The following is a 6,998-nucleotide window of genomic DNA, read 5'->3' on the forward strand; positions in this document are numbered from 1 at the left end:
GACACATGGAAATTTCATTATTAACAGATGTTGGTCAGAAACGAACAAATAACCAAGACTATGTCAACCACTATGTCAATAGAGCTGGGCGTACCATGATTATTTTAGCTGATGGGATGGGAGGTCATCGCGCAGGGAATATCGCTAGTGAAATGGCGGTAACAGACCTAGGTATAGCTTGGGTTGACACCCAGATCGATACAGTCAATGAAGTGCGTGAATGGTTCGCCAATTACCTAGAAATTGAAAATCAAAAGATTCATCAACTTGGACAAGATGATGCCTATAAAGGAATGGGAACAACTCTAGAAGCTGTTGCTATTATTGGCAATCAGGCTATCTATGCTCATATTGGAGATTCTCGTATCGGTTTGATTCGTGGAGAAGAGTACCACCAGTTGACGAGCGACCATTCTTTGGTCAATGAATTGCTTAAGGCAGGTCAATTGACACCAGAAGAAGCAGCTAGCCATCCACAGAAAAATATTATTACTCAATCTATCGGTCAAAAAGATGAAGTTCAACCTGATTTTGGAATGATTACCCTTGAGCCAGGAGACTATCTCTTGCTCAATAGTGATGGTTTGACTAACATGATTTCAGGCAGTGAGATTTGTGATATTGTAACCAGTGATATTCCTTTGGCAGATAAAACAGCGACGCTTGTGCGTTTTGCTAACAATGCAGGAGGTTTAGACAACATTACGGTTGCCCTTGTTTCTATGAACGAGGAGGATGCAGAATGATCCAAATCGGCAAGATTTTTGCCGGACGCTATCGGATTGTGAAACAGATTGGCCGAGGAGGCATGGCAGATGTCTATTTGGCCAAGGATTTAATTCTAGACGGAGAAGAAGTGGCAGTGAAGGTCCTGAGGACCAACTACCAGACGGACCCGATAGCTGTAGCTCGTTTTCAGCGTGAAGCGAGAGCTATGGCAGATCTAGACCATCCTCATATCGTTCGGATAACAGATATTGGTGAGGAAGACGGTCAACAGTATCTTGCAATGGAGTATGTTGCTGGACTAGACCTCAAACGCTATATCAAGGAACACTATCCTCTTTCTAATGAAGAAGCCGTCCGTATCATGGGGCAAATCCTCCTAGCCATGCGTTTGGCCCATACTAGAGGAATTGTTCACAGGGACTTGAAACCTCAAAATATCCTTTTGACACCAGATGGGACTGCCAAGGTCACAGACTTTGGGATTGCGGTCGCTTTTGCAGAGACAAGTCTGACTCAGACTAACTCTATGCTGGGTTCGGTTCATTACTTGTCACCAGAGCAGGCGCGTGGTTCTAAGGCGACTGTACAGAGTGATATCTATGCCATGGGGATTATTTTCTATGAGATGCTGACAGGCCATATCCCTTATGACGGGGATAGTGCGGTGACCATCGCCCTTCAGCATTTCCAGAAACCACTGCCGTCAGTTATTGATGAAAATCCATCTGTGCCTCAGGCTTTGGAGAATGTTGTTATCAAGGCAACTGCCAAGAAATTGACAGATCGTTATCAGTCAGTTGCAGAGATGTATGTGGACTTGTCTAGTAGCTTGTCTTATAATCGTCGCAATGAGCCTAAACTGGTATTTAATGATACTACTAAGGCGGACACCAAGACACTACCGAAGGTATCCCAGAGTACCTTGACTTCGATTCCTAAGGTGCAAACACAGAGTCCGAAGCCACAGACTGCGAAACCTAGTCAGCAGGTTTCAGAAGACAATTACGCAAGCAAGACTGTTAAGAAACGGAAATTTAGAGTTCGTTATATGATTTTGTTGGCCAGCATTGTATTGGTGGCAGCCTCTCTGATTTGGATACTATCTAGAACTCCTGCAACCATTGCCATTCCAGATGTGGCAGGCCAGACAGTTGCGGAAGCCAAGGAAACGCTCAAGAAAGCCAATTTTGAGATTGGCGAGGAGAAATCAGAGGCTAGTGAAAAGGTGGAAGAAGGGCGGATTATCCGTACAGATCCTGAAGCTGGAAAGACTCGAAAAGAAGGTTCGAAAATCAATTTGGTTGTCTCATCAGGCAAGCAATCTTTCCAATTGAGTAACTATATCGGCCGTAAATCGACAGATGTTATCGCAGAACTCAAGCAGAAGAAGGTTCCTGAAAATCTCATCAAGATTGAGGAAGAAGAATCAAGTGAGAGTGAAGCAGGAACCGTTCTCAGACAGAGTCCAGCTGCCGGAACAACCTATGATTTGAGCAAGGCCTCAACAATTACCTTAACCGTTGCTAAGAAAGTAACCAGCGTTGCTATGCCAAGTTATATAGGATCTAGTCTTGAATTTACTAAAAATAATCTCGTTCAAATTGTTGGGATTAAAGAAGCCAATATTGAAGTTGTAGAAGTGTCGACAGCTCCTGATGGAACTGCTGAGGGGACTGTTGTAGAGCAAAGTCCAAAAGCAGGCGAAAAGGTTGATTTGACTAAGACGCGTGTCAAGATTTCAATCTACAAACCAAAAACACCACCGTCAACGTCATCATCAGCACCAGCCCAACGTGGAAACCAAGGTTCTACTACGACACCAAGTCAGGGGAACCAACAAGGAAATCAACGAGGGAATGCACCTGCTACTACTCAATCAAGTAGTGAAGGCAACCACGAAAATTCTCGTGATTAAACGAATCTTTGTCATGATTTCATGGCAAAGATTTTTTTTGAGTCCGGATTTGTGATAGAATAGAGGAAGTTGATAAAAGGAGGAACGCATGGAAGAATCAAGAGAATTAAATGCCGTCATCGATGTGATTATGTTAGCTGGAACCATTCTTCTCAAAAGTGGCTCAGAGATTCATCGTGTAGAAGATACCATGATCCGTATTGCGCATTCGCAGGGGATTGTGGATTGCAATGTTCTTGCCATGCCTGCTGCTATCTTTTTCTCCATTGAAAATACCAATATTTCGCGAATGAAACGCGTGACTTCCTCTTCTTATAATATTGAAAAAGTCTGTGATGTGAACCAGATTTCTCGTCAGTTGGTAGGAGGAAATCTTGATTTAGAGACAGCCTTCAAGCAATTGACGGCTTTGCAAGACCAGCCCCTTCCTTATACTAAGTTGCAGGTAACTCTGGCTGCGACCTTTAGCGCCCCTTTCTTTTCGATTATGTTTAGTGGAAATATCTACGACGCACTTGGGGCAGGAGTGGCTACCTTATTTGGTTTTGCCTTTTCCCTCTATGTGGAGAAGTTTATCCGAATTCCCTTTGTAACGGCCTTTGCTGGAGCCTTTGTCTTTGGGATGATTGCCCAGTTTTGGGCTCGCTACACAGGTTTTCCTTCAACGGCAGATTTGATTATAGCTGGTGCGGTCATGCCGTTTGTACCAGGGATTGCCTTGACCAATGCGGTTCGTGATATTATGACCAACCACATAAACTCTGGTATGAGTAAGATGTTTGAATCCCTGCTCATTACCCTTGCTTTAGGGGCGGGAACTTCTGTCGCCTTGGTATTGATGAATTAATATGACACTAACAACCTTTTTATTACAAGCAGTAGCAAGTCTTCTTGCTATCATCACTTTTTTAATCGTACTCAATGTTCAACGTTCTATGCTCTTACCAGGAGGAATTTTGGGCATGGCTGTCTGGCTAATTTATCTTTTGCTCAAGGAACCGACCAATGTTATTGTGGCTACTTTTATTGCAGCCATTATCGGTTCTTGCGTCAGCCAGATTTTAAGTATTCTTTATAAGACACCTGCTGTGGTCTTTATCTTGGCCATCTTAGCACCTCTGGTTCCGGGTTATCTCTCCTATCGGACAACTGCCTTTTTTGTGACGGGAGATTACAGTCATGCCATTGCTAGTGCAACCTTGGTTGTTATGTTGGCTTTGGTGATTTCCATTGGAATGGCTAGTGGAACAGTGATTCTCAGACTGTATCATTATATAAAAACACATTGAGCATTGGAGAATTTACAGAAATAAAAGAATTTTCTGAAAAATGAGACAAATGCATTGACAACGCTTTCTCTATGTAGTATTCTATATATAGAAAGGAGGAAAAATCATGAAAAAATTACTATTTTCCTTATTGTTTGTAAGTCTACTGACTTTATTGTTTATCCCAGTCATGGTTTCTAGTTCGAGCTCAGAGTTTCAAAGTGGATTGCAAGAGAATCAGTTGATTGCTGAGAAGGTTAGTAAAACACTTGACAAGACATTTGATAAGAATATCAGAGAAATTCCGACTAGTCAGTTTTATCAAGAATTTGTAGATGAGATGGGAAGGACTTACTCAGGAAATTTAATCCTCCAGGAACTGCTAACTGAGAATGGGGCTTATAAAGCTACTTATGTTGGTGAACTCTATAGCAACTAATCATTATTTAAAACTGTGACGAATAAGCGACTTGATTTGGTGAATCAAGTCTTTTTTCTCTCTTTTACTGCTATTTGTGATAAAATAGTATAGAACGATTTTTTACAATGAATGATAAAACAGAGGTAAATATGACAATCGGTATTGATAAGATTGGTTTTGCGACCAGTCAATATGTCTTGAAATTACAAGACTTAGCAGAAGCGAGGGGAATTGACCCTGAAAAATTAAGCAAAGGACTCTTGCTCAAGGAATTGAGTATTGCGCCTCTAACTGAGGATATCGTGACTTTGGCAGCTAGTGCAAGTGATTCTATTTTAACTGAGCAAGAAAGACAAGAAATCGATATGGTCATTGTGGCGACTGAGTCAGGAATTGACCAAAGTAAAGCTGCGGCCGTCTTTGTGCATGGTTTGCTGGGCATCCAGCCCTTTGCGCGTAGTTTCGAGATTAAAGAAGCCTGCTATGGAGCGACAGCTGCCCTCCATTATGCCAAATTGCATGTGGAAAATTCTCCAGAGTCCAAGGTTTTAGTCATTGCCAGTGATATTGCCAAATACGGTATTGAAACTCCAGGAGAACCAACTCAAGGTGCTGGAAGTGTAGCTATGTTGATTACACAGAATCCACGCATTATGGCCTTTAATAATGACAATGTGGCTCAGACTCGTGACATCATGGATTTCTGGCGTCCAAATTACTCGACAACGCCTTATGTAAATGGTGTCTATTCTACCCAACAATATCTAGATAGTTTGAAAACGACTTGGCTTGAATACCAAAAACGCTACCAGCTTACTTTGGATGATTTTGCGGCGGTTTGCTTCCACTTGCCTTATCCTAAATTAGCGCTAAAAGGCTTGAAAAAAATCATGGATAAGAGCCTGGCTCAAGAGAAAAAAGATCTCTTGCAAAAGCATTTTGACCAGTCTATTCTCTACAGTCAGAAGGTGGGGAACATCTACACAGGATCCCTCTTCCTTGGACTCTTGTCTCTCTTGGAAAATACAGATAGCTTGAAGGCTGGGGATAAAATTGCCCTTTATAGTTACGGAAGTGGGGCTGTGGCTGAGTTCTTTAGTGGTGAATTGGTTGAAGGATATGAAGCTTATCTGGATAAAGACCGCTTGAACAAGCTCAACCAACGAACTGCCCTATCCGTTGCAGACTATGAAAAAGTCTTCTTTGAGGAAGTAGACTTAGATGAAACAAATTCTGCCCAGTTTGCTGGCTATGAAAATCAAGATTTTGCCTTGGTTGAAATTGTTGACCACCAACGCCGTTATAGCAAGGTTGAAAAATAATGAAGATAAGTTGGAATGGATTTTCTAAAAAATCATACCAAGAGCGCCTCGAGCTGTTAAAAGCTCAGGCGCTCCTTAGTCCTGAGAGACAAGCGAGTCTGGAGCAGGATGAACAGATGAGTGTGACTGTGGCAGACCAGCTGAGTGAGAATGTAGTGGGAACTTTTTCTCTGCCTTATTCGCTGGTCCCAGAGGTTCTCGTTAACGGTCAGGAATACACAGTTCCCTATGTGACAGAAGAGCCCTCAGTGGTTGCTGCGGCCAGCTATGCAAGTAAAATCATCAAGCGAGCAGGTGGCTTTACTGCTCAGGTTCATGAGCGCCAGATGATTGGGCAGGTAGCCCTTTATCAAGTTGCTGATCCAGATTTAGTGCAAGAGAAGATTGACGGCAAGAAAGTAGAACTCTTGGAACTTGCCAATCAAGCTTATCCTTCTATCGTTAAACGCGGGGGTGGGGCGCGTGATTTGCATGTAGAGAAGATCAAAGCTGAAACAGACTTTCTCGTTGTTTATCTCCATGTAGATACCCAGGAAGCCATGGGTGCTAATATGCTCAATACCATGCTGGAGGCCTTGAAACCAGTCTTAGAAGAACTCAGTCAGGGACAGAGTCTCATGGGAATCCTATCTAATTACGCGACCGATTCTCTGGTGACAGCAAACTGTCGCATCGCCTTTCGCTATTTGAGCCGTCAAACGGATCAAGGGCGAGAGATTGCGGAGAAAATAGCTTTGGCTAGCCAGTTTGCGCAGGCTGATCCTTATCGAGCAGCTACCCATAATAAAGGAATTTTTAATGGTATTGATGCCATTTTGATTGCCACTGGTAATGACTGGCGTGCCATCGAAGCCGGGGCTCATGTCTTTGCCAGTCGAGATGGACATTACCAAGGTCTTAGTCAATGGACGCTGGACCTTGAAAGAGAAGAATTGGTTGGTGAGATGACCCTGCCCATGCCTGTAGCGACCAAGGGTGGCTCTATCGGCCTTAACCCTCGTGTAGCCCTCAGTCACGAACTACTGGGAAATCCTTCTGCCAAAGAATTAGCCCAGATTATAGTGTCTATCGGGCTTGCCCAAAATTTTGCTGCCCTCAAAGCCTTGGTGAGTACAGGGATACAGCAAGGACACATGAAATTGCAGGCCAAATCCTTATCTCTCCTAGCAGGTGCTAGTGAATCCGAGGTAGCTCCCCTTGTTGAGCTCCTCATTGCAGATAAAACCTTTAATCTAGAGACAGCCCAGCGTTATCTAGAAAACTTAAGATCATAAAAAACTCAGACCGATCGGTCTGAGTTTTCTTGTGTTTATACTCTTCGAAAATCAAATTCAAACCACGTC

Annotated in this window: 7 protein-coding genes; all 7 read left to right on the forward strand. The window is 43.1% G+C overall.

Annotation, left to right across the window (positions count from 1 at the left end; genetic code table 11):
• The first annotated feature begins 5 nt into the window (after positions 1-5).
• Complete coding sequence (locus HMPREF2764_RS08775; RefSeq protein WP_000406242.1) at positions 6-746, forward strand: Stp1/IreP family PP2C-type Ser/Thr phosphatase; 741 nt, start codon at positions 6-8, stop codon at positions 744-746.
• The gene (pknB, locus tag HMPREF2764_RS08780; protein ID WP_070528904.1) at positions 743-2,644 is read left to right on the forward strand and encodes a Stk1 family PASTA domain-containing Ser/Thr kinase; all 1,902 of its coding nucleotides are present in this window, start codon (positions 743-745) and stop codon (positions 2,642-2,644) included. The genes HMPREF2764_RS08775 and pknB overlap by 4 nt, the downstream gene beginning before the upstream one ends.
• An 88-nt stretch (positions 2,645-2,732) precedes the next feature.
• Positions 2,733-3,491, forward strand: coding sequence for a threonine/serine exporter family protein (locus HMPREF2764_RS08785; protein ID WP_033686493.1), 759 nt, complete (start codon positions 2,733-2,735; stop codon positions 3,489-3,491).
• A gap of 1 nt (position 3,492) precedes the next feature.
• Positions 3,493-3,933, forward strand: a complete 441-nt coding sequence (locus tag HMPREF2764_RS08790) for a threonine/serine exporter family protein (RefSeq protein ID WP_000176930.1) — start codon at positions 3,493-3,495, stop codon at positions 3,931-3,933.
• 169 nt (positions 3,934-4,102) lie between these two features.
• Positions 4,103-4,351, forward strand: coding sequence for a hypothetical protein (locus HMPREF2764_RS08795; RefSeq protein ID WP_070529199.1), 249 nt, complete (start codon positions 4,103-4,105; stop codon positions 4,349-4,351).
• 131 nt (positions 4,352-4,482) lie between these two features.
• Positions 4,483-5,655: a hydroxymethylglutaryl-CoA synthase gene (locus tag HMPREF2764_RS08800; RefSeq protein ID WP_070528909.1), complete on the forward strand. Its 1,173-nt coding sequence runs from the start codon at positions 4,483-4,485 to the stop codon at positions 5,653-5,655.
• Positions 5,655-6,929 carry a hydroxymethylglutaryl-CoA reductase, degradative gene (locus HMPREF2764_RS08805; RefSeq protein ID WP_070528913.1) on the forward strand — a complete coding sequence of 425 codons (1,275 nt, stop codon included), beginning with the start codon at positions 5,655-5,657 and terminating at the stop codon, positions 6,927-6,929. Before HMPREF2764_RS08800 ends, HMPREF2764_RS08805 begins: the two co-directional genes overlap by 1 nt.
• Positions 6,930-6,998: the final 69 nt, after the last annotated feature.

This window comes from Streptococcus sp. HMSC073F11 (assembly GCF_001810785.1).
GTDB lineage: Bacteria > Bacillota > Bacilli > Lactobacillales > Streptococcaceae > Streptococcus.